This window comes from Sulfurimicrobium lacus (assembly GCF_011764585.1).
GTDB classification, from domain to species: domain Bacteria; phylum Pseudomonadota; class Gammaproteobacteria; order Burkholderiales; family Sulfuricellaceae; genus Sulfurimicrobium; species Sulfurimicrobium lacus.
Genome location: NZ_AP022853.1, coordinates 2,139,996 through 2,159,648, shown reverse-complemented (window position 1 = coordinate 2,159,648; position 19,653 = coordinate 2,139,996). Strand labels below are relative to the sequence as shown.

Genomic DNA, 19,653 nt, shown 5'->3' with positions numbered 1-19,653 from the left:
GCTCAAGCCTTCTTGGCCCACAAAATACACCAGCCATCGGGGCTGATCGAGCCGTCGACCAGTTTGCAGGTCTTCGACTCGGCGATGAAATTCATGCAGCTGCTGCACATCTTCTCGCCCTTCGGCTTGGTCTGGTACTGCACGCTTGCCTGTGTCAATTTCTTGGTCGCCGCCGCGGCGGCAGAGTTCGCGCCGGTGGATCGAGCACCGAAAAGTGTGATCGGTACCACCAGGCTAAAAACAGACGCAAGTGCTACGCGCAGTACAAGTCTGCGGGGGGTGATTTCATCATTCATCATGATTTCTCCTGATTAATGGCTTGAATGTCATGGCGTGCGATATCCCGGACCAGCAAAAGATACCTGCGAACGACGCCCGGAACTGTGCGCCAGCGCACAAAAAGAAACAGGTCGTCTGTGTGCGCTACCGAACGGACCAATGGACACTCATGGAGTAACGTAAATCTTGCCTTTTGGAAACGCAGAAGTGCTTCATCAAGCGGTTATGCCTGGCGCACTGTCCAAATCATTTTTCGAGGAGAAGACCATGAGTTTGGGAACCATACTATTGATCGTTATAGTCCTGATGCTGATCGGCGCCATTCCAACCTGGCCGCACAGCAGGAGTTGGGGTTACGGCCCCAGCGGTGGGCTTGGGCTGGTGGTCGTGATCGTGCTTATTCTGCTGTTGCTGGGGATGATATAGTGTTATCCGATTTTTTACGGCCGGTGGGCACTCAACCGGAGTTGAGTGCCCACCGTATATTCATGCGACTAAACACGGGGTAATGCACAGTCCGCAACCCCCGGCCGAACCACGCGGCCGCAACGTTCACTACGGACGTGATCGTCAGTAGTGGTGCGGACTTGATCCGGTAGGCGCTCAGATCGAATTAGCGTAAATCAATCAGGCCAATAAAATTTCAGCGCTGTTTGGCTTCGGCTGCCTACTACCGCAGACCTTGTCATCTTCTTGCCCCCCGCTTCCACCATGATTCTGTAGCGGCCACCAGGCAGCTTCGCGAAGAACCACGGACCGTTGGAAACGGCGGAAAGGATATTGCGCCCCGCAGTATCCCGGATGTCCACTTTCACATCGGAAAGATAGGCGCCTTCCTCGCCGGCAAAAACAAGCCGCAAATTGTAATTCGTGGCGAGGCTATGCATCGCTTCGCGTTCGTCCAAGCCCACCCCACCGCTCATGTAGGCAATGCCATTGTCGCTCTGGCTTTGGGTAATGACGCCGGTTTCTGCGGAAAATCCCACGCAAGGAGCAAGCAGGGCGCCAGCCAGAACAAACACCTTCCATATCGCATGTTGTCGCATGTTTTATCTCCTTTTCGTACTGCGTGTTAGTTGCAGTATTTGCTATGCGGGCGAACTGAAACCGGTCAAGACGGAGGTCAGGCTAATTCCGGTCACGACGGTCACGACCTCGGTCTCTGCCCCTGTCATCGCCGCCTCTGTGCCTGATCTCTCTAGGGTAGTGACTCCTCGGGAGATCCATCCAGGGACCAGATCTTGAATGTGAGTAGCCCCAGCGGTCATTGTTGTAGTAATAGTAATATCCGCTTTGATAGTAATAGGGCTCTGCGCCCAACTCCACAACCAGCGGCAGTGCAGGTGCCACAACCAATCGAGAGTCATAGGGTGCGGGCGCCACTACTTATTCTCCTGGTTATGCTTCCTAAGCACTCATCTTCTGCCCCTTTAGCACAGGCTATAACTTTGGCGCTGTTGCGTCTGTACGATGCCGCACAGATAGCAACGCCAAGAGCAGCCAAGAATTCTTCACACTCGTACCAAAGTGCGGTGGTTCAATACACGGTCTGCTGCCGCAAATACTCGGCACGCTTCATTTCCAGATACGCATCCCGGTCAATTTCATGCAACTGCCGTGGATAGCGCTCGACAGCCGTAAACCAGGCCTGCAAACACTTCTCGAATCGCGCCGCTGGCGCCGCGCGGGCGGCGCCTAGAAAGGTATCGATGGCGAGGTAGTAACGCATCGTGTTGCGTTCCACCAGGCCACGCACCCCGCCGATATACTCAGGCTGACCATCGGCCTGCTTGCCGATCACGGTGAACCCCACCTTGTCGCGGCCGATGGTCACGAGATACGTCTGCATAGCCACGCGTCCGGTGAAATTCATGGCGTAGGAATACGTCAGATGCAAAAACGTCTTGCTATTCGGGAGTGCCACCGCTTCCAGCAGGATGCGATAGTCGCTGGTGCCTAGCGGCCCGTCCTTGGCGTAGAGCACGATTTCGAAGTACTCCGGGGTCGCCGCGGCGACGCTGTAATCCAGTTCGACACGCGGCACAATGCTCAGTTTTTCCGGCGTCTTCCTGCCAATATTCACTCTCAGGGTGGTGCCTCCCTGCCCCGTCATCGCATGACAATATTTGGTATTGATGTGCAGAAGAAGCACATCACACCAGTGATCCGGATTGTCCAGGCCGGTACTCACCGCACCGAACGGATAATCGACGATCGCGTAGATGTCGCCCTTCAGGTGGTTCGGCGTTTCAGCGGATTCGAGGACCAGCGGCCGCTTGAACTGGTTCTGTCGCAGTTGTTCCGCCAGCGACGCGTATTTCGCGCGCAGAATCGCGGCGGGATCCGGTTTGGCCGGCGCGGCGCAGGCGACACCCGTGGCGCAGATCAACAGCAGGCAGCTCAACCAGTTCGACCAATTACGCTTATGCATTGCCACTCCATCGCCGTGAAATCGGGGGCGTTCAATTTCACAAAATAGGCCGATGCAGGAAGCCGGTCTGTGCGCTTACGAACATTGCGATCCTCGGGAGAAATTACGCTCAATGTTCGATAGCGTACAGACGGTTTCTAGCGATTGCGTAACATTCCGCGTATGAGCATGGCGATGACTGCCGATGTCGATCTGCGATATCGGAACAATCCATACATAGAGCGGACCTATGCAATTCAAGGACTATTACCAGGTCATGGGCGTCGCGCGTGACGCGACCCAGGATGAAATCCGGAGAGCCTATCGCAAACTGGCACGCAAATATCATCCGGATGTCAGCAAGGAACCCGACGCCGAGAACCGTTTCAAGGAGTTGGGCGAAGCCTATGAGGTGCTGAAGGATGCGGAAAAGCGCACCGCTTACGATCAGCTTGGCACCAATTTTAAAGGAGGGCAGGAGTTTCGTCCGCCGCCAGACTGGAACGCAGGCTTCGAATTCAGCGGTGGCGGTTTTACGGGCGGCGATGCGGCGGACTACAGCGACTTCTTCGAATCCCTGTTCGGGCGAAGTTTCCACGCGGGCGGCGGTGGGCGCGCGCCCTTCCCTGCCAGGGGCGAGGACCACCACGCCAAGGTGCTCATCGATCTGGAAGACGCATACCAGGGCGCAACCCGGACCATCACGCTGCGGGTTCCCGGCGTGGATGCACGGGGCCATGTCGTCACCAGAGAGCGTGTCCTCAACGTAAGCATCCCGAAGGGCATCCGCGAAGGCCAGCACATCCGCCTCAGCGGACAGGGCAGTCCTGGCGCCGGAGAAGGTCAGGCAGGCGATCTGTATCTCGAGATCGAATTTCGGGCGCACCCGCTTTACCGGGTCGAAGGCCGGGATATCTATCTCGACTTGCCGGTGGCCCCCTGGGAGGCGGCGCTGGGCGCCACCGTCAAAGTGCCGACGCTCGGCGGCATAGTGGAACTCAAAATACCCGAGGGCTCGATGTCCGGGCGCAAGCTACGGCTGAAGGGGCGCGGCATACCGGGTGTTCCGCCCGGCGACTGCTATGTAATTCTGGCCATCGCGCTGCCCCCTGCCGATAGCGAAACAGCCAAGGGCTTCTACCGGAAAATGGCGCAGGAATTGAACTTCAACCCACGCGCCAAACTGGGGGTATAGCGATGGAAAACGGAAACAGGCTGCCGCAACTCGCGATATGCATACTGGAAGAGCAAACCCAGGTGACGCTGGCTGATCTATGCCACGCCTGCGCCGTTCACGCCGAACGGATCATCGAACTGGTGGATATCGGCCTGCTGGAGCCTCGTGGCCGCGAACCGGCGCGCTGGCGTTTCAGCGGCGCCAGCCTGCAACGCGCCCGCCGGGCTTTGCGCCTGCAGCGCGATATCGGCGTCGATCTCGCCGGAGCGGCGCTGGCGCTGGAATTGCTCGACGAGATCGAGTCGCTACGCGCGCGGCTACGGGCGCTGGGCGGCGAGTGATGCTCGGTGCGGCGATAGGCGCCGCCGTCGATGTGGATACTCAAAATCAAGCCAGGCCACTTGCGCTACGGCAGCGTCGTGAGGCGTCCTCGGCGTCGATGCGCCCGCACCTGCCAGCAGTGTACGGTAGCGCACAGATTTGCCCTTGCGGAGCGGGCATTCTTCCCAGTGTGGATGAAACGCTGATTCTTTGGAGAGGGACAACCGATGGGTGAATTTGCCGATTCTGCTTTGACAAGGCCTTATGACAGAATATTCAGGCTGATTCAAAAGCGGGTAGCCGACAAGATAAAACTGCCCGTCGAAATCCAGTTGTGGGGTAATCGCACCTATCGTTTAGGGAAAGGCGAGCCCGCAGTCCAGATACTGGTCAAGGATCGTCACGGGCTGGCTGCCCTCAGAGACCTGGATGAGGTGAAAATTTGCGAAGCCTACATGGCCGGAAACCTGGATGTCGCGGGCGACATGCTGGGATTCGCCAGCCTCCGCGGGCTGTTGCGCGACCACCATCCGCTGCATACTCTGTGGCGGCGGATTGCACCATTGTTCGTAGGTCGGGTGCAGACCGACCGGCGGGCGATTGCCGGGCACTATGATTTCAGCAACGAGTTCTATCTCAAATTCATGGACCCTACCCGCTGCTATTCGCAAGCGGTATTCGAGCACGACGACGAGTCACTGGAAGCGGCCCAACACCGTAAGCTCGATTTTGCCATCGACGCTTGCCGGCTAAAACCGGGGGATCACGTCCTGGACGTCGGCGGCGGCTGGGGCAGATTCACCGAGCATGCAGGACGACGCGGCATTCACGTCACATCGCTGACTATTTCAGAACAGTCCGAAGCTTTTCTGACCGACTTGATCAAGCGGCTGCAGCTCCCCTGCAGGGTGCTGAATCAGGACTTCTGGGAACACACATCGCCCTATCCTTACGATGCCATCGTTATCCTCGGCGTGATGGAGCACCTGCCCGACTATCCGGCCGTGCTACGGCATCTTCAACGCTTGCTGAAACCCGGGGGGCGCGTATACCTCGACGCCAGCGCATATCGGGAAAAGTATTCCAAGCCGACCTTCGTATCCCGCTATATCTTTCCGGGCGACCATGCCTACTTCTGCCTCCACGCTTTCCTGGCAGAAGTCGCGAAAAGCGAACTGGAAGTGTTGGAAGTGCATAACGACAGGCATAACTACTTCCTCACGTGCAAGATCTGGGCCGAGAACCTGGAGGACGCTCGCGATGAAATTGTCAGCCGTTGGGGCGAAATGCTTTATCGGCGGTTTCGCCTGTATCTCTGGGGCTCGGCACATGCCTTTCTCAGCCACGGAATGGATGCGTATCGGGTGGTTCTGGAGCTTCCCTATGACAGCGTAAGCAGCAGCGACGCCTATGGCGAGCATATGGATATGGTTGGTCTCGCATGAAGAGGCGTAGCGAAGTTCAGGCAAAATGGCCGACGGCTGTCAACTGACGAAAAGACTTTCCGGATGCGTGCACTTTCAACACATTCATCCTTGAAAACTCAGTTGGCCACAGAGAACACAGAGTTCACAGAGTAAAAACAATAGGTTGCTGTAAATATTAGGTTCACCCATTAGGTGAATTGGTAAAGCACGCGAAACCCGCTTTATCTCTGTGTGCTCTGTGATCTCTGTGGCTTGAATTGAGGTTTTTAGGCTCATTTACCTGCATGGGCCGTGGCAACTTTCGATTGAACCAGGACAGCAAATATCTCAGAGTTTCGGGATGTGCAGTGTCCGGCTGATCATCAATGTGCCGGACACCGCAAACATCAATACCAGCGGGTGGAATCGCCATGGACCAAGGTGAAGCATGCCAAACCAGAGATGGTCGCCGATCGCACCGTATCCGGCGGCGATAGCGATGACGATGACGGGCAACAGTGAAGTCGGGATCGGCGTGCCCTCGAAGTATTTCACCTTGTCGCTGCCTTGCGCCAGATCTTCGGCTGTGACGTTGTAGCGGGCAAGGCGGCTCACACCGCACACAACGAAGTAGAGCAGAATCACTCGATCCCAAAGACCGTTCATGCCGACTCCGTAGGCGATGGCCGCCGGCGCGACACCGAAGGAGATCACGTCGGCCAAGGAGTCCAATTCGCGCCCCAGCACCGAGCTTTGCTTGCGCCAACGCGCGACATGGCCATCGATGACATCGAATACAAGCGCCAGTGCAAGCAGGGCGCAGGCAAAAAACAGGTGCCGCACATCCGGGCTCTGCAGATAGCTCATCATGGCGAACAGCGCACCGACACCGCATGCTGCATTGCCTAATGTAAACCAGTCCGCGAGATGGAAACTGCGGATCATCGAGAGATGCTTACCTTGTTTCATGGTGCGGAATCCTTGAATTAATGCGGCACTTTGGCAATTGTCCCGTGCATGCAGAATGTTGTATGTACGCTGTCGCACGTAAGCTGACTCATGATCAGTCAGCGTTTCCCCTAGGGGGAAACACCTAGGTTGCTAGAAGAACAATCGCATAGAAAGGGCTTGCATGCAGTCCTACAATGCAGGCACTGATACCGCACAAGCGTCGCTAAACTCCGGAGACGCATACCCTCCCACACACATGGAATCGACATTATGCCAACGAGCACAACGGAAGATCCGATGGAGGCGAACGGGAATGCCGCACCCGAATTGGATGCCTGCCTTTTGCGCGACAGCGGCCAGCCAGATCGTATGGAGCTGAGTTCATTTCGCCAAAGATACAAACTCTATTTGCAGCGTACAGATTCGCGTTCCGAGCGCGAGACGGATAAAACATCACACTCTTAGGGAACCTCTGATTAAGTCAAACATGGATCGCGTTTGACTTAATCAGAGGTTCCTAGGGGTTCATATGTCAGACTCGCCTGTCCCACCGCAAAACCAGCTTCTCGCGGCACTGCCGCAGCTCGTGTATGAGCGCCTGCTGCCCCATCTCGAGCTGGTACAGATGCCGCTCGGTGAGACGCTGTATGAATCCGGGGGCGAATTGCGCCACGTCTATTTCCCGACGACCGCTATCGTTTCCCTGCTTTATGTCATGAAGGATGGGGCGTCAGCCGAAATCGCCGGGGTAGGCAATGAGGGAATAGTCGGTATCGCCACCTTTACCGGCGGCGTCACCATGCCGAATCGCTCCATGGTGCTGTGCACAGGCCACGCCTATCGGCTGAGGACGCAGTTGCTGAAGGACGAGTTCAATCGTGCCGGCGCATTGCAAACCTTGCTGTTGCGTTATACCCAGGCGCTGATGACGCAGATATCCCAGACCGCAGTGTGCAATCGGCATCATTCGGTGGAACAACAGCTGAGCCGCTGGCTGCTGCTAAGCCTCGACCGATTGCCCTCGAATGAACTGGCCATGACGCAGGAACTGATTGCCAGCGCGTTCGGCGTGCGTCGCGAAGGCATTACCGAAGCCGTCGGGAAACTGAAGCACGCCGGTCATATTTCATGCCGCCGCGGCCACATCACCGTGCTCGACCGCACCGGACTGGAAAAACGGGCCTGCGAATGCTACCAGGTCGTAAAAAATGAATTTCATCGCCTGCTTCCTGAAAATCTAGCTCAACCGAGTCACGTTGAATGCGGAAATATCTTGCCCCTTCGCGATGCGCTCGGCTTTCACGGAAAAGTGCATAGACCGGCACAGCCTGAGAAGCTTCGGTCTATCCATGGCAATCCGTGATGAATTGAAAAACCCCCAAATCTCCAAATACGCTATTTTTCGGCGCCCGACTTGTTCATCGCGGAAAAGCGTCGTGGGCGCATGTCGCCTTTCCCGCTTTCCTTTACCTCGTACATCAATCCGTCGGCCGCTTTCAGCATTTCCGGGAACAACCGATCGGCTTCCCCGAACCACGCTATGCCGAGGCTTGCTTTCACCGGCGGGAACGCCGCAAGCGCCGCGCTCACCGCAATGGAGATTTTTCGCCCTGCTTCTACCGCGGCATCGTATCCAATTTCCGGCAGCAGAACGGCGAATTCGTCACCCCCCATTCGCGCGACTCGATCGCTGGAACGCAAGGTGCTGAGCAGCGCCTTGGCCGTCGCCTGCAGGGCGGCGTCCCCGGCATCATGGCCCTTGGCGTCGTTAAGCTGTTTGAAGTCGTCCAGGTCCAGAAAAATGACGGTCAAGGGACGCGCATAGCGCTTCGCGCGCTCGACTTCGGCGCTGCCGGCCTCAAGGAAGGCTCGCCTGTTTAGCAGCCCGGTCAGGGCATCGCGAGTCGCTAATTCATGCTCTCTTTCGAATTGCAGTCGCACTTGAGCGGCAAGGAGCGCCACCAGGCTATAGGTCATCAAGCGGGTTAAGGCGTTCGACCATGGAATCCACTGGGTGCTGAATTGCCGTTCTGCAGCAATATCGGCCACGGTCCACATTGCAGCCGCCAGGAAAGCCACAAGCAAGCCATTTCTTTTTCCGTCTATCCATGCGATCGCCAGCACGGGCAGAATCACCAGTGAGGCAAAGGTGAAGTCGGCATCCGTTGCGCTCCGCAGCGCCCCCAGCAGGAAGATCGCGCCGATGCAGATTGACCATGCAGCCCAGCGGCGCCAGCCGGTCCAGAACGTGCCGAGCAGGAATTTGGAGATTCTTGCCATTTTCATTTTTGCTCCCTGCATGCTGTACCGCCATGCAATGCCCAGCCCAGGCACGCCTGCAACAGTGCCGCCGCACCAGCGATTTCTTTCAGATGAGTATGCTCATGTCCGGTTGATTTTCACGAGCTTCACCAGCGCGTCCAGCAGTTTCCGAATGTGCTGCCTGGTCGGCTCATCATTCAGTTTTCCATCCTGGCCAAAGCGCTGCGCGGCATTGCTAATCATCACTTCCGGTTGACTGACCACGGGCATGTTCTGCGCGACGAGGATTTGCCGGACAGCCCATGTATGAAACGCACAAGCACCCGCCTCTTTCCCGCAATCGCTTCCTCCTGCGTCTCGCTCTCCATATCTCGGGCGCAACGGCGCTGCTGCTGGGATCCCTTCTGATCGGCATGGCAGGATATCGCCACTTCGAAGATCTGGCCTGGCGCGATGCGTTTCTGAACAGCGCCATGCTGCTCGGCGGCATGGGGCCGGTGGATGCGCCGAAAACTGATGGGGGAAAGATCTTTGCCGGGCTCTATGCGTTGTATGCAGGACTGGTCTTCATCGTCGCAGCCAGTCTCGTTTTCGTACCCGTGCTGCATCGTCTGTTGCACAAGTTTCATTGGGACGAAGAACGGTAGCCGCCTGGCATCTACCCATCAGCGTACCTGCCGTATCCGAGCGCGGCAATTGCGCCCGGATTTCACCATCCGGGTATTGCGCGCTATGCAGTTCTGGCGCAGACCATGAGCGGATCACCTGTCGCTGGAGGCGCCGTGGCCGAATACCGTTTGCTGACCATCTGGCGCATCGAAGCGCCGCTGGAGGAGGTGTACGCGGCCATCCGCGACTCCCTACGCTGGCCTGAATGGTGGCCGGGCGTGCGAAATGTGGAACAGGTTGCCCCTGGCGATACCGATGGCATTAACAGCGTCTGGCGCTATTCCTGGCAGGGACCATTGCCATACCGGGTGGCGTTTGAAGTGTGCGCCACACGCATCGAAAAGCTGGTGGCTATCGAGGGGACTGCTCGGGGCGACCTTGAAGGAATCGGCCGCTGGCACTTCTCCCGTCAGGACGCGGTGAGCGTCATCAGCTGCGAGTGGCATGTCCGCAGCACCCGTTGGTGGATGAACCTGATCGCCCCGCTTGCCCGACCGATGTTCATCCGCAACCATGCGCTGGTAATGGCGCAGGGCGGTGAGGGACTGGCACGCCGACTCGGGGCGCTTCTGGTGGGCCAGGAACACATCGACTTGATGGCGGCAACCGTCCCGCGAGCCGCGAAAGTTTGATGCTCCTTGATCGGCACCTGTGGCAGCGCTTCATGAGTTTCCCGTGCTGTTCAACCCACTGGCGGTAGTTACTCATTTCTTTGGCTTTTCCGCGTCATCCTCGGGGGTCACCCGCGCCGTGCCGAAACTGATGTCATCGGTCGTGCCTACGCAAATCCCTGCGATCGTGACATGCGGCAATGGCAATACGCTGAACCGGATGTTTTTTATCGACACCGGCTGTTTGAGCCTGGCCGAGGCCTCTTGCTCGATGCGCGGAATGTAATCGTCAAGCGTGATAAAGAACGGCAGCACCGCTGCAATTGCGAGCAGCAGCGCCAGCGCGATCAATTTATATTTTGGCCATTTCATGCCAGGGGCTGGATCGGGAACGCGCTATATCTTGCCCAGGAGAAACAGGATGAGGAAGATCACCAACACCACCCCAAGACCGCCGCTGGGCACGTAACCCCATCCCCGGCTGTAGGGCCAACCGGGAAACGCGCCGATCAGCAGTACAACCAGAATGATCAGAAGAATCGTTCCTGATGACATTTCATGTCTCCTGAGAGTTGGTTTGTAACATCGCCTGGTGATGTTACTCAAACCAGGGCAACCGTCTGTACGACACCGCACAGAAACCGGATTCTGGGCACAGTGACAACGCGCCCAGGGACTGCAACGTTGGATGAGCCTGACTATTTGTGCGCCACCGTACAGACCATGCGCTTAGCTTTGAGCTTTTATATTCAATTGCCTTCTGTTTCCGAGCGGGCCGGCGATGAAGAAACCGTGCGACAGGCGATGCAGCTTGGCGTGCTTCCATCGAGATAAGCAGTATCAGGGCGTGTCAACACACCCTGAACCATTCACATGAGGAGAACCGCATGCTGGTGACATTCACAACCGATGCTTATGCCGACATCACCATGTTTGGAGAGGTCGCGGTTACCCTGCTGAAAATGATGGGACATAGCGGAACCGTGCCCGGCGCCATTCTGGCGGCAGACGTTCCTGATGCGCTGAGGCGCCTGACCGCCGCTATCAATGCTGAAAAAGCCTCGCCGCCGATTGAGGACAGTGATGCGGACGAGCCGGTGGTGAGCATGGCTAATCGAGGGCTGCCGCTGATTAATCTGTTTACTGCCGCAGCAAAAGACGGCTGTAACGTCATGTGGAAATAACTGGTTGGAAAGTATCGCGCAATCTTCGCTGGCAATGGCCGCTGAATTCGCTATGTGCGGGGCCGCACAGACCGCGGCGCGATGCTGCTTCATATTGCCCCCCCCTTGTTACCTGGCTTGCGTGAACGCGCACCGCTAAGGCGACGATTCATATTAGGAGACATCTATGAATACATTATTGAAATACACGTTGGCAGTGGCCGGATTGGCTATCGCCACGCAAGCGGTCGCGCAGGTCACTTTTTACGAGCCGTCCTCTTGCGTTTCTCCGGCGGGCTTCGATCGCCCGTCCGGGTCGCTGCGTTCATCCAGCGCGGCAAGCACCAGATCGGGATTCATCGACTGCTGCAGTGCAGCCGCCTCGGGATCATGACGGTCTCTGACATTGGGCAAATCGCGCCGCAACTCTTCCATCAGGTCGATAAGTTTGGCGGTCTTCTGCTCGGTCAACAGCGTCACTTTCAGGTCCAGATGAGCCCGCTGTTCCTCTAGCTTGGCGAACCGGTTCTGCTTGGTCAGAACGATGGTGGCTGTGAGCAACGCGCCCAGTCCGACAATCCCCTGCAGCCACAAATAAGGGGCCGGGTCGAATTCGGCCATGCCAAACAGGCGCAATACGATATTGGCGAGAATCCAGAGCGCGACAAAGAGCAGAATGAAGCCCAGAAAAACCGGTTGCCCGATAAACAGGCTGATGCGTTCGAGTATCCGTTGCCAGCGGCTGACCTTTTGCTCTTCGCGCGTGTAGAAATCCAGTACGGCACCGATATTCTGGCTGATCTGGTCGCGTTCGGATTCTAATGGCGTCTCCCGGTAATCCGGCTGCGACGCCGGCGGAACGGCTGGTTCTTTCATAAAGTATCCATCATTACGTTGCTGCTGATTTTTGGTTCAGCGAGGAGAAGGGGCATGAATGCTCCTGCCAATCTTTAAAAGCATCTGTTCGTTGACGCACAGATAGTGAATCCATTACTTGCGCGCAATGTTCGTCCATACGCCAGGTCGTGCAAAGCGTGTATGCTGCATGCGTGATGCGCATGTTTCTTTCAGGCGTTTTTCGGAAACCGCATATGAATACCCCGCCCAGCCCCAATCAAAATCATCTTCTCGCCGCCCTGCCCTCAGCCGAGTTCGAGCGCATCGCGCCCCATCTTGAACTCGTTGCGATGCCGCTGGGCGAAGTGCTTTATGAATCCGGCGGCCAGTTGCACCACGCTTATTTCCCGACCACCGCCATCGTCTCCCTGCATTACGTGATGGAGAACGGCGCGTCGTCCGAAATCGCGGGCGTGGGTAATGAGGGCGTACTCGGCATTTCTCTTTTCATGGGCGGCAATACCACACCCAGCCGGGCCATCGTTCAGACCGCGGGCCACGGCTTCCGCCTGAAGGCGCGCTCGCTGCTGGAGGAATTCAATCGTGCCGGGCCGCTGATGCGCTTGCTGCTGCGTTACACCCAGGCATTGATTACGCAGGTGTCGCAAACGGCGGTCTGCAACCGGCATCATTCGGTGGAGCAGCAACTGTGCCGCTGGCTGTTGCTGACCCTCGATCGCCTGCCGTCGCGTGAATTGACCATGACTCAGGAACTGATTGCCAGCATGCTCGGCGTACGCCGCGAAGGCATCACCGAAGCCGCCGGAAATCTGCAGCGCACGGGCTTGATCAGTTACCGCCGCGGGCACATCACCGTGCTTGACCGCTCGGGGCTGGAGTCCCACGTGTGTGAATGCTATGCGGTGGTCAAACAGGAATTCGATCGCCTGCTGTGCGATGTCCGAAATCGCCACGATTTTTCCTAGCCCGTCCCGCTTTACCCCTTCTCTGTGCAAAAGATTTGCGTCTTTATGTGTGCTAACGCACCGAAGTCTTCAGGATTGATCGTTACGATCAAAGTTCATCCAAATTCGCGCATTAACAGAGGCCAGTAATGCACCAAGAAATCCGCGCTTCCGCCCTTCTCAACCTTGCTGCAGGTGCGGCAGAGGGTATCACCGAAGTCCGGCGCCAGGAGACCTTGCTTAAAACCGGCGCATTGCAAAACGCGATTCTCAACAGCGCCAATTTTTCAAGCATCGCCACCGACGAAAAGGGCGTCATCCAGATATTCAACATCGGTGCCGAGCGCATGCTGGGCTACGCAGCCGCCGATGTTCTGAACAAGATCACCCCGGCCGACATTTCCGATCCCCAGGAAGTGATTGCGCGCGCCAAAACACTGAGCCTGGAACTGGAAACCACGATCAAACCCGGCTTCGAGGCCCTGGTTTTCAAGGCCTCGCGTGGCATCGAGGATATCTACGAGCTGACCTACATCCGCAAGGATGGCAGCCGCTTCCCGGCAGTCGTGTCGGTTACGGCGCTGCGCGATGCCCAGGGCGCGATCATCGGTTACCTGTTGATCGGCACCGACAACACCGCGCGCAAGCAGATCGAGGCAGAGCGGCAGCATTTGCTCGAGATTCAGGAGGAGACGAATAAGCAACTGCAGCAATCCAACGTCACCTTGCAGGCCAGCGAGGAAAAGCTCGCGGTTACGCTCAACTCCATCGGCGACGCAGTGATCGCCACCGATGCCCAAGCGCGCGTAACCATCCTGAACCCACTTGCCGAACACCTCACCGGCTGGACACAAGCGGAAGCCACGGGGCGCCCGGTGGACGAGATTTTTCGCATCATCAACAAGGAAACCCGCCAGCCCTCCACGATCCCGGTATTGGAAACCCTGGCGCATGGCACGGTACAGGGCCTGGCCAACCACACCATAGTGATTGCGCGCGATGGCCGCGAATGCGACATCGCCGACAGTTGCGCACCGATCCGCGACCGCGATGGTCGGGTGATCGGTGCCGTGCTGGTGTTCCGCGATGTCACCGAAGAATATGCTTCGCAGCAGGCCTTGCGCGACAATACCGCGCTGATCCAGACGATACTCAATACCGTGGTGGACGGCATCATCACCCTCCATGCCCGCGGCGGTCTGGTCGAGACAGTTAACCCGGCCGCCGAGCGCATGTTTGGCTATAGCGCAGCGGAACTCGTCGGACAAAACTTCAGCCTGCTGATACCCGAGCTTGATCGGGATCAGCGCAATGGAAATGGATCCCTCGAATATTACAGTGCGAGCGATGAGGCGCGCGCCATCGGCCTCGGCCGCGAGGTTGTGGGGCGGCGCAAGGATGGCAGCGTTTTCCTGATGGAGATGGCGGTAGGCGAGATGTGGCTAGGCGGCCAGCGCTACTTCACCGGCATTTTACGTGATATCACCGCGCGCAAGCAGGCGGAAGAGGCGCTGCTCAAAGCGGGAGCGCTGCAGAGCGCGATTTTCAACAGCGCAAACTTTTCGAGTATCGCCACCGACGCAAAGGGCGTCATCCAGATCTTCAACGTCGGCGCCGAGCGCATGCTGGGTTACGCAGCCGCCGACGTGATGAACAAGATCACCCCGGCCGACATTTCCGATCCGCAGGAATTGATTGCGCGCGCCAAGTCATTGAGCATCGAGCTTGGAACCCCGATTACTCCAGGCTTCGAGGCTCTGGTGTTCAAGGCCTCGCGCGGCATCGAAGACATCTACGAGCTAACCTACATCCGCAAGGATGGCAGCCGCTTCCCGGCGGTCGTGTCGGTCACCGCACTGCGCGACGCTCAAAACGCAATTATCGGCTATTTGCTGATCGGCACCGAAATCAAGGCGGGAGCCTTGCAGAGCGCGATTTTCAATAGCGCCAATTTTTCGAGTATCGCCACCGACGCAAAGGGCGTCATCCAGATCTTCAACGTCGGCGCCGAGCGCATGCTGGGCTACGCGGCCGCTGAAGTGATGAACAAAATCACGCCGGCTGACATTTCCGATCCGCAGGAGGTGATCGCGCGTGCCAGGGCGTTGAGCGTCGAGCTCGAAACCCCGATTACGCCGGGGTTCGAGGCATTGGTGTTCAAGGCCTCGCGCGGTATCGAGGATATTTACGAACTGACCTATATCCGCAAGGACGGTAGCCGCTTCCCGGCGGTGGTGTCGGTCACGGCGCTGCGCGACGCTCAAAACGCAATTATCGGCTATCTATTGATCGGCACCGACAACACCGCGCGCAAGCAGGTCGAAGCAGAGCAGAGGCTGCTCGATCAGCAGTTGCGCGACTATCAGTTCTACACGCGCTCACTGATCGAATTCAACATCGATGCGATCATGACTACCGATCCGTCCGGGATCATTTCAGACGTCAACAAGCAGATGGAGACGCTCACCGGCTGTACGCGCGACGAGTTGATCGGCACGCCATTCAAGAACTACTTTACCGACCCAGACCGTGCCGAGGCAGGCATAAAACTGGTGCTGAACGAAAAGAAAATCACCGACTACGAACTCACCGCACGGGCCAGGGACGGCAAGGAAACCGTGGTTTCCTACAACGCGAGCACCTTCTACGACCGCGACGGCATATTGCAGGGCGTGTTTGCCGCTGCGCGCGACGTCACCGAACGCAAACGCCTGGATCAGGTGCTGCAGGACAAGAACGTCGAACTGGAGAGCGCCAAGTTCGTGGCGGAAAAAGCCAACCTCGCCAAATCGGATTTCCTTTCCAGCATGAGCCATGAGCTACGCACACCGCTCAATGCCATCCTCGGCTTCGCCCAGCTGCTGGAAAGCGGCACACCAGCCCCAACGTCCGCCCAGACTATAAAGTTGCACCAGATCATCAAGGCAGGTTGGTATCTGCTGGAACTGATCAACCAAATCCTCGATCTCGCGGTAATCGAGTCCGGCAAGCTGTCACTGTCACGAGAACCGGTTTCGCTGATCGATGTGATGCATGAATGCCAGGCCATGATCGAACCGCAGGCACAACAACGCGATGTCCATATCGACTTTCTCCCCTTCGACAAAACCTGGTATGCCAATGCCGACCGAACACGGGTCAAGCAGGTTCTGATCAACCTGCTTTCCAATGCGATCAAGTACAACCGCGAGCATGGCACAGTCGAAGTGAAGTGCACTGCGGATGCCCCGGACCGCATACGCATCAGCATCAAGGACAGCGGCGCAGGGTTGCCGCCGGACAAGCTGGCGCAACTGTTTCAGCCGTTCAATCGTCTCGGGCAGGAGTCCGGCAACGAAGAAGGAACCGGCATCGGTCTGGTGGTAACCAAGAAACTGGTCGAAATGATGGGTGGCACAATCGGCGTGGAAAGCACCGTCGGCGTGGGCAGCGAGTTCTGGATCGAACTGATGCGGGACGTTACGCCGCAACTCGCCTCGGGCAATGCCGTGCCCGCTGAACTTGCTCCGCAACACCAGGGAAACGGGATGCCGCGCACCCTGCTCTATGTGGAGGACAATCCCGCCAACCTGATGCTGGTCGAGCAAATCGTCGAGGGCCAGCCGAATGTACGCATGCTGAGCGCGCACGACGGCAATCTCGGCATAGCGCTTGCACGCGCGCATCTCCCGGATGTGATCCTGATGGACATCAATCTGCCAGGCATCAGCGGTTTCCAGGCGCTGAAAATCCTGCGCGAAGATCCGCTAACGGCGCACATCCCGGTGCTTGCCATCAGCGCCAATGCCATGCCACGCGATATCGAGAAAGGCCTGGAGGCGGGATTCTTCCGCTATCTCACCAAGCCGATCAAAGTCAATGAGTTCGTAACCGCCCTGGACATGGCACTGGAACTTGCGGATGCAGAGGCACACAGCACAATTAACCCCGGATCCCCGTGATGGTAACTACTGCCGATTTTCATAATGCCCGCATTCTGATCGTGGACGACCAGGAAACCAATGTGCAGTTGATGGAGCAAATGCTGCGCGAAGCCGGCTATTGCTCCGTTACCTCGACGATGGATCCACATAGCGTCTATGCGCTGCATCGCGACAACCACTACGACCTGATTCTGCTCGATCTGCAGATGCCCGGCATGGATGGTTTCCAGGTGATGGAAAAACTGAAGGAGCTCAAAACCGGCGACTATCTCCCGATACTCGTGATCACGGCGCAGCCGGGCCACATGCTGCGGGCGCTGACGTCTGGCGCGAAAGATTTCATCAGCAAACCATTTGACATGATGGAGGCCAAAACGCGCATTCACAACATGCTGGAAGTGCGGCTGTTGTACAAGCAGCTCGAGCATTTCAGCCGTAAGATGGCATCGCTGGCGCTGCATGATGAGCTGACCGGACTGCCGAATAGACGCCTCTTGATGGAGAGGCTTTCGCTGTCCATCGCTTATGCACGCAGAAACAAGCGCATTATGGCAGTCATGTATCTGGATCTCGATGGATTCAAGCTGCTCAACGACACCTTGGGCCACGATGCCGGCGATACGCTGCTGAGCATGGTTGCCGCTCGACTGGTGGCCGCGGTGAGACAGGAAGACACAGTGGCACGCCTGGGCGGCGACGAATTCGTGATCGCGTTGTGGGAATTAAGTAACGCGGACGATGCAGTGGATCTCGCATCGAAAGTAATGAAGGCAGTATCGCAGCCCTACAGCATTCAAGGCCGCGACGTGAGCATGACCGCCAGCGTCGGTGTTGCCATTTATCCCACGCATGGCGAGGACGTGGAGACGCTGATGAAGAGCGCGGATCTGGCCTTGTATGAGGCGAAGCGCACAGGCAAGAACGACTATCGAATCGCATCGCAACCCGCGGGCGATGCGCATAGTTGAGATAGCAATGTCCTGACTTGATAGGGCCGAGCCCTATGCGAATGAAGGAACGAGGACACAAAATGATTAGCGAACAAGAAATTCTCAACGCAAGCGTTCTGGTCGTCGACGATCAGCCTGCCAATGTGCAGTTGCTGGGTGAAATGCTGCGTGATGCCGGTTACACCTGCATTACGTCGACGACGGATCCCTATGCCGTCTGCGAGTTGTATCGCCAGAACCGTTACGACCTGATCCTGCTCGATCTGCAGATGCCCGGCATGGACGGGTTCAAGGTGATGGAAGGCCTCAAGGTGATCGAAACGGCGAGCTATCTTCCGGTACTCGTGATCACCGCCCAGCCGGACCACAAACTGCGTGCTCTCGCCGGCGGCGCGAAAGATTTCGTCAGCAAGCCGTTCGATCTGCTCGAAGTACAGACGCGCATCCATAACATGTTGGAAGTCCGGCTGTTATACAGAAAACTTGAAAATTCCAACAAGGTGCTGGAACAGGCGGTGCAGGACCGGACCGCCGAATTGCGCGCAAGCGAAGCACGTTTTCGCCGCCTGACCGAGCTGTCGTCAGACTGGTACTGGGAACAGGACGAGAACGGGCACTTCACCAAGGTTTTCGGCCCGGTGTTCGAGATGCTGGGAATCAGGAGCGAAGATGTGCCGACAGGGGATGATCAGGAAGCGCGCTGGGATGCCAGCGAGCGAAAAGAACTCGGGGCGAACCTGGCCGCCAGGCGACCGTTCCTGGATTTCGTCTATAGCCGGGCCAATCTCGACGGTTCGCGGCAATACCTGATGGTAAGCGGGGAACCGATGTTCGACTCCTCCGGCCGCTATACCGGCTACCGAGGGATTGGCAAGGACGTGACCGAAACGATGCGCCCCAGCGATGAACCGACGCCGAAGCACTAGGTAGTGTTGCGCAAAACGGAACCAGCTTTCTTCCGCCAGCGCTATGTACGCCAGCGAACGGACAATTTTTCAGAATAACCGGATCATCTGTGCATTGGCGTTGCGTCACCGCTACACCTGTACTGTTGAGCGCTGAAAATATTCTTGGTGGCGGCCTTCCATAAGTGCTACGGCCAATTGCCACTGACAAAAGGAGATTCGACATGAAACGTGTTCTGCTCGCGGCGGCACTAACCGCTGTCACCATCACCCCCCTGGCACATGCTGCTGACGTTGGCGTTTCGGTCAGCATCGGCCAACCCGGTTTCTATGGCCGGCTCGACATCGGCGACTATCCTCAGCCACAAGTGATCTATCAACGACCGATAGCAATCCAGCGGGTCCCGATGAACCGCCCGCCGATCTATCTGCGCGTGCCGCCTGGCCACGCCAAACATTGGAGCAAGAACTGCCACAAATACAACGCCTGCGGCGAGCGGGTCTACTTTGTAAAAGATAGCTGGTACAACCGCGAATATGTCCCGCGTTACCAGGAACGACATGGTGGGCGCCGCGATCAGCGCCGTGACGAAAACAGAGGGGATGGCCGCCGCAACAACGGGAACGACCATAACCGCAACGATCACGGACGCAATCGCTAGGGCATCGGCGTGACAATCAGCCTGTGTTGAGCCAAACCCTGCTTCGGCAGGGTTTTTTGTTTGTACGCCAGCGCACAGACACGACGTGGCACCCTCGATAAATTGAGCACATCGAGGCTGGAAACTTGCCATCCCGCGCCAAGCGCCCCGCCTCGAAAACCA

General features: G+C 57.4%; 22 protein-coding genes. 13 read left to right on the top strand and 9 right to left on the bottom strand.

Annotated features, from left to right (window positions below; genetic code table 11):
• Nucleotides 1-2: 2 nt before the first annotated feature.
• Complete coding sequence (locus tag SKTS_RS10690; RefSeq protein ID WP_173064442.1) at nt 3-299, bottom strand: hypothetical protein; 297 nt, start codon at nt 297-299, stop codon at nt 3-5.
• Between the two features lie 247 nt (nt 300-546).
• Here SKTS_RS10690 and SKTS_RS10685 point away from each other — a divergent pair, with 247 nt between their 5' ends.
• Nucleotides 547-705 carry a DUF3309 family protein gene (locus SKTS_RS10685; RefSeq protein ID WP_173069160.1) on the top strand — a complete coding sequence of 53 codons (159 nt, stop codon included), beginning with the start codon at nt 547-549 and terminating at the stop codon, nt 703-705.
• Between the two features lie 197 nt (nt 706-902).
• Here the strand turns inward: SKTS_RS10685 and SKTS_RS10680 are convergent, their stop codons facing one another.
• Both SKTS_RS10680 and SKTS_RS10675 read right to left on the bottom strand, forming a co-directional pair.
• Complete coding sequence (locus SKTS_RS10680) at nt 903-1,325, bottom strand: carboxypeptidase regulatory-like domain-containing protein (RefSeq protein WP_173064439.1); 423 nt, start codon at nt 1,323-1,325, stop codon at nt 903-905.
• 491 nt (nt 1,326-1,816) lie between these two features.
• On the bottom strand, nt 1,817-2,710 hold the full coding sequence (locus SKTS_RS10675) for a hypothetical protein (protein ID WP_173064436.1): 894 nt from the start codon (nt 2,708-2,710) through the stop codon (nt 1,817-1,819).
• Between the two features lie 229 nt (nt 2,711-2,939).
• On the opposite strand from SKTS_RS10675, the gene SKTS_RS10670 reads away from it, so the two are divergent.
• The 3 genes from SKTS_RS10670 (at nt 2,940) to SKTS_RS10660 (ending at nt 5,632) form a co-directional block, all read left to right on the top strand.
• Nucleotides 2,940-3,884 (top strand): DnaJ C-terminal domain-containing protein, encoded by a 945-nt coding sequence (locus tag SKTS_RS10670; RefSeq protein ID WP_173064433.1) that lies wholly within the window; start codon nt 2,940-2,942, stop codon nt 3,882-3,884.
• A gap of 2 nt (nt 3,885-3,886) precedes the next feature.
• Nucleotides 3,887-4,207: a chaperone modulator CbpM gene (locus SKTS_RS10665; protein ID WP_173064430.1), complete on the top strand. Its 321-nt coding sequence runs from the start codon at nt 3,887-3,889 to the stop codon at nt 4,205-4,207.
• A 207-nt stretch (nt 4,208-4,414) separates the two neighbouring features.
• Nucleotides 4,415-5,632 (top strand): class I SAM-dependent methyltransferase, encoded by a 1,218-nt coding sequence (locus tag SKTS_RS10660; RefSeq protein ID WP_173064427.1) that lies wholly within the window; start codon nt 4,415-4,417, stop codon nt 5,630-5,632.
• A 309-nt stretch (nt 5,633-5,941) separates the two neighbouring features.
• Here SKTS_RS10660 and SKTS_RS10655 read toward each other — a convergent pair whose 3' ends face one another.
• Nucleotides 5,942-6,562: a CDP-alcohol phosphatidyltransferase family protein gene (locus SKTS_RS10655; protein ID WP_173064424.1), complete on the bottom strand. Its 621-nt coding sequence runs from the start codon at nt 6,560-6,562 to the stop codon at nt 5,942-5,944.
• A gap of 511 nt (nt 6,563-7,073) precedes the next feature.
• On the opposite strand from SKTS_RS10655, the gene SKTS_RS10650 reads away from it, so the two are divergent.
• Nucleotides 7,074-7,907 carry a Crp/Fnr family transcriptional regulator gene (locus tag SKTS_RS10650; protein ID WP_173064421.1) on the top strand — a complete coding sequence of 278 codons (834 nt, stop codon included), beginning with the start codon at nt 7,074-7,076 and terminating at the stop codon, nt 7,905-7,907.
• A 32-nt stretch (nt 7,908-7,939) separates the two neighbouring features.
• Here the strand turns inward: SKTS_RS10650 and SKTS_RS10645 are convergent, their stop codons facing one another.
• Together SKTS_RS10645 and SKTS_RS10640 are read right to left on the bottom strand one after the other, a co-directional pair.
• Nucleotides 7,940-8,830 carry a GGDEF domain-containing protein gene (locus SKTS_RS10645; RefSeq protein WP_173064418.1) on the bottom strand — a complete coding sequence of 297 codons (891 nt, stop codon included), beginning with the start codon at nt 8,828-8,830 and terminating at the stop codon, nt 7,940-7,942.
• Between the two features lie 96 nt (nt 8,831-8,926).
• The gene (locus tag SKTS_RS10640) at nt 8,927-9,076 is read right to left on the bottom strand and encodes a hypothetical protein (protein WP_173064415.1); all 150 of its coding nucleotides are present in this window, start codon (nt 9,074-9,076) and stop codon (nt 8,927-8,929) included.
• Between the two features lie 32 nt (nt 9,077-9,108).
• Here SKTS_RS10640 and SKTS_RS10635 point away from each other — a divergent pair, with 32 nt between their 5' ends.
• Together SKTS_RS10635 and SKTS_RS10630 are read left to right on the top strand one after the other, a co-directional pair.
• Nucleotides 9,109-9,453 carry a hypothetical protein gene (locus tag SKTS_RS10635; RefSeq protein ID WP_173064412.1) on the top strand — a complete coding sequence of 115 codons (345 nt, stop codon included), beginning with the start codon at nt 9,109-9,111 and terminating at the stop codon, nt 9,451-9,453.
• A gap of 105 nt (nt 9,454-9,558) precedes the next feature.
• Nucleotides 9,559-10,107, top strand: a complete 549-nt coding sequence (locus SKTS_RS10630) for an SRPBCC family protein (protein WP_173064409.1) — start codon at nt 9,559-9,561, stop codon at nt 10,105-10,107.
• Between the two features lie 72 nt (nt 10,108-10,179).
• Here the strand turns inward: SKTS_RS10630 and SKTS_RS10625 are convergent, their stop codons facing one another.
• The gene (locus SKTS_RS10625) at nt 10,180-10,458 is read right to left on the bottom strand and encodes a hypothetical protein (protein WP_173064406.1); all 279 of its coding nucleotides are present in this window, start codon (nt 10,456-10,458) and stop codon (nt 10,180-10,182) included.
• A gap of 24 nt (nt 10,459-10,482) precedes the next feature.
• A complete protein-coding gene (locus SKTS_RS10620; protein ID WP_173064403.1) occupies nt 10,483-10,641 on the bottom strand; it encodes a DUF3309 family protein in 159 nt (52 codons plus the stop codon).
• 332 nt (nt 10,642-10,973) lie between these two features.
• On the opposite strand from SKTS_RS10620, the gene SKTS_RS10615 reads away from it, so the two are divergent.
• Nucleotides 10,974-11,270, top strand: coding sequence for a DUF1840 domain-containing protein (locus tag SKTS_RS10615; RefSeq protein ID WP_173064400.1), 297 nt, complete (start codon nt 10,974-10,976; stop codon nt 11,268-11,270).
• Nucleotides 11,271-11,513: 243 nt separating this feature from the next.
• Here the strand turns inward: SKTS_RS10615 and SKTS_RS10610 are convergent, their stop codons facing one another.
• On the bottom strand, nt 11,514-12,125 hold the full coding sequence (locus SKTS_RS10610) for a DUF1003 domain-containing protein (RefSeq protein ID WP_173064397.1): 612 nt from the start codon (nt 12,123-12,125) through the stop codon (nt 11,514-11,516).
• Nucleotides 12,126-12,340: 215 nt separating this feature from the next.
• Between SKTS_RS10610 and SKTS_RS10605 the strand changes: the two genes are divergently transcribed.
• The 5 genes from SKTS_RS10605 (at nt 12,341) to SKTS_RS10585 (ending at nt 19,491) form a co-directional block, all read left to right on the top strand.
• Nucleotides 12,341-13,072, top strand: a complete 732-nt coding sequence (locus tag SKTS_RS10605; RefSeq protein WP_173064394.1) for a Crp/Fnr family transcriptional regulator — start codon at nt 12,341-12,343, stop codon at nt 13,070-13,072.
• Between the two features lie 128 nt (nt 13,073-13,200).
• Entirely contained in the window at nt 13,201-16,992 is a 3,792-nt protein-coding gene (locus SKTS_RS10600) for a PAS domain S-box protein (RefSeq protein WP_173064391.1), read from the top strand.
• Nucleotides 16,992-17,942, top strand: coding sequence for a GGDEF domain-containing response regulator (locus tag SKTS_RS10595; RefSeq protein WP_173064388.1), 951 nt, complete (start codon nt 16,992-16,994; stop codon nt 17,940-17,942). Before SKTS_RS10600 ends, SKTS_RS10595 begins: the two co-directional genes overlap by 1 nt.
• Before the next feature lie 62 nt (nt 17,943-18,004).
• Nucleotides 18,005-18,850 (top strand): response regulator, encoded by an 846-nt coding sequence (locus tag SKTS_RS10590; protein WP_173064385.1) that lies wholly within the window; start codon nt 18,005-18,007, stop codon nt 18,848-18,850.
• A 203-nt stretch (nt 18,851-19,053) separates the two neighbouring features.
• Nucleotides 19,054-19,491: a hypothetical protein gene (locus SKTS_RS10585; protein ID WP_173064382.1), complete on the top strand. Its 438-nt coding sequence runs from the start codon at nt 19,054-19,056 to the stop codon at nt 19,489-19,491.
• Nucleotides 19,492-19,653: the final 162 nt, after the last annotated feature.